The following is a 2,869-nucleotide window of genomic DNA, read 5'->3' as shown; positions in this document are numbered from 1 at the left end:
ATATTATTTTCGGCGCAGGCCTCCATTACATAATGTAGGGTAGATATATAGGTGTAAAACCTTGTGCCCACATCCTGTACATCAAATATCATCAGGTCAATCCCTTTTAGGTCTTCGGGGGTAGGTTTGTAATGTTTGCCGTAAAGCGATATAGCCGGCAGGCCGGTAACCGGGTCGGTAGTGTTATCAATTTTAGCGCCATCGCTGGCATTGCCTCTAAAACCATGCTCGGGGCCATATATCTTTTTAACGTTTACGCCAAGTTTCAACAAGCTATCAACCAAAGGCTTTTTATTATTGCCTATGATAGATGTTTGATTTATCAGCATCCCAATTTTGCGGCCTTTGAGGTAGTCCAGGTAGGCGTCCAGCCTGTCGGCGGCGGGCAGTATGGGGGTAATTATCTTTTTTACTGCTACGGTTTTAGCGGTTTTTGTGGCAGCTTTTGGTGCTTGCGCAAAATCGTCGCACTTTAAAAAAAGCAGGCTTAGCGCCAATATGGGAGTATATAATTTGATGCCGGTCATAAGATTTTGATGTTAAAGCAAATTTAAAAGCAGTATGTTTAAGTGTAAAAACGCATCTTTGCGAAGGTACAAAAATCATTCTGCATTGAATTTCGCCAGGTTTATATCAAGTCGCATTACATTTAAGTCAAAGCGTACGTTTTCAAAATTAATTGTGCGCATAGCCATTATTGGTATTATGCTGGGCCTTGGCGTAATGATACTTTCATTAGCCGTTATTAAAGGGTTTAAACAAGAAATACGGGAAAAGGTTAGGGGCTTTGCCGGCGATATCCAAATTGTTAAGCTGGATAACAATGCCTCGTACGAGAAATCTTCCTTTGTTGATAGCGCCGATGTGGTGAAAGACATCAAATCGGTTAGTCTTGTAGATGCTGTTTACCCATACGCTACGAAACCCGGTATTATCAAAGCCAATAACGAAATTGAAGGTGTAGTACTTAAGGGTGTTGATAAAAACTATAACTGGGATTATGTTAAAAAGGCACTTGTAAGTGGTACGGTTATCAATTTTACTGATACAACCGAAGTACAAAACCAAATACTGATATCGCAGGTAACCGCCAACCGCTTAAAACTAAAAGCAGGCGATGATTTGCTAATGTATTTTGTACAGGAGCCACCACGTAAACGTAAACTTAGGATAGTTGGCATATTTAACCTTGGCGTTGATGAAGTAGATAAAACCTTTGTAATAGGCGACCTTGCATTAATAAAGCGGTTAAACGATTGGAAAAATGGTGAGATTGGTGGTTACGAAGTCAGAACAAAGCAGTTTGATAAACTAAATATTACTGCCAACGCCATTGATGATAAATTACCTATTAAACTAAAATCATCTACAGTTTTAGAAAACTATCCAACAATATTTGAATGGCTGGGCATGCTGGATGTAAACACCGTAGTAATGCTGGTGTTAATGATAGCAGTAGCGGTTATCAACATGATATCGGCCCTGCTGATAATGATATTGGAGCGCACTGCTATGATAGGCATTTTTAAAGCGATGGGTGCTGGTAATTGGATAATCCAAAAAATATTCTTGTATAACGCGGCTTACCTGATAGGGGTAGGGTTATTATTAGGCAATATTTTGGGCCTTGGCCTTGGTTTTTTTCAGCAACATACACATTATTTCAAACTCGATCAGGCATCATATTACATGACCTTTGTGCCTATAAAATTTGTTTGGATGGATGTTTTCCTTTTAAACATTGGTACGCTTGTAGTTTGTTTAATGGTGCTGATAATTCCATCAATGCTGGTTACACGGATAACGCCGGTAAAAGCCATCAGGTTTAAATAAAAAGCCATTTTTAGTCATTAAATATGAAGAAACTTACCCCAATCCTTATTACTTCGGTATGCGCACTTGGGTTAGTACCGCCAATCATCGACCCTAAATAATTAGTTAAGCCATACGCATAGCTGGCAGTTAGTCCAATGCGATCGTAGTGGGCGGCTAACCCAAATTTTAATCTGTTGTCTACACTAACCGTTTTCCTATCCCTTTGGGTTTTGTAAGTTGCACCGTTGTCAGCTTTTGCCGAACCTCTTTCATAAGAGTTGGTTATGTAACCGAATTCTATGCCAGTCAATATATCCAATTTTACTTTTGGTAAAGGCAAGCGATATCCTATGTATGGGTTTAAGTTAATATAATTGTTATTAATATTAGTTGACCCTTCGGCTTTTGATGGGAAGGGTAGTGAACCACTATTTATTCCGGTAATATCAACCTTACTTTTTAAGATTTCTGTTCCAATTTGCAAACCGGCAATAAACTGTTTTTTTGTAACTAATTGTGCTTGAAGATCGATACCAAAACCAAATTCGGTTTTACTGCCATACGGGTTGTTGGTATAATTTAAAATCGATGTGTTGGTAAAACCTTTATTTATAGCTGTTGATGAGGTGGCAGAAGGGCCGGCAAAATGCATTAATCCGGTGTACAGGGCAAAAGAAGTTTCGATATTCTGTGCAAATAGCTGGGTTACGAAAAAAAAAGATAATACAGTAAGTACAAGTTTCTTCATGTGAAGGTGATAAGGTGTGGATTGAAGCGCTAAGAAAACAAAAAAAGCTGACTAAAAGAATCTTATTTATATGAAATATGATTCTTATTTCTTCTGCGTTTTAAAGCTGAATTTAAGGTTTATACCGCCTGCCCCGAAGCGGATATCCTGCGCACCTAAACCGCCAAGGGGGTATTTTACAAATGGTTCAACAATAAGCTTGTTGCCGCCTATAGGATAGCCTACACCAAATGAGAGGTTAAGCATTTTGGCAAAATAAAAATTGTTAAAACTATTATGCGAGGTTTGCTGATCCTGGGCATTAGA

At 38.7% G+C, this 2,869-nt stretch carries 4 protein-coding genes; 1 reads left to right on the top strand and 3 read right to left on the bottom strand.

From position 1 onward, the window contains the following. The coding region (locus JWQ85_RS14100) for an exo-beta-N-acetylmuramidase NamZ domain-containing protein (RefSeq protein ID WP_299469017.1) at nt 1-527 on the bottom strand (527 nt) is incomplete at its 3' end. 154 nt (nt 528-681) lie between these two features. Between JWQ85_RS14100 and JWQ85_RS14095 the strand changes: the two genes are divergently transcribed. After that, nucleotides 682-1,833, top strand: a complete 1,152-nt coding sequence (locus JWQ85_RS14095) for an ABC transporter permease (protein ID WP_367186215.1) — start codon at nt 682-684, stop codon at nt 1,831-1,833. 10 nt (nt 1,834-1,843) lie between these two features. Here the strand turns inward: JWQ85_RS14095 and JWQ85_RS14090 are convergent, their stop codons facing one another. Both JWQ85_RS14090 and JWQ85_RS14085 read right to left on the bottom strand, forming a co-directional pair. Continuing rightward, nucleotides 1,844-2,563, bottom strand: coding sequence for a hypothetical protein (locus tag JWQ85_RS14090; RefSeq protein WP_299469014.1), 720 nt, complete (start codon nt 2,561-2,563; stop codon nt 1,844-1,846). An 84-nt stretch (nt 2,564-2,647) separates the two neighbouring features. Then, nucleotides 2,648-2,869 (bottom strand): hypothetical protein (locus tag JWQ85_RS14085; protein ID WP_299469012.1); only part of this gene is annotated, 222 nt, incomplete at its 5' end.

Source organism: Mucilaginibacter sp. (genome assembly GCF_028288105.1).
Lineage (GTDB): Bacteria > Bacteroidota > Bacteroidia > Sphingobacteriales > Sphingobacteriaceae > Mucilaginibacter.
This window is presented reverse-complemented; position numbering and strand designations above follow the sequence as displayed.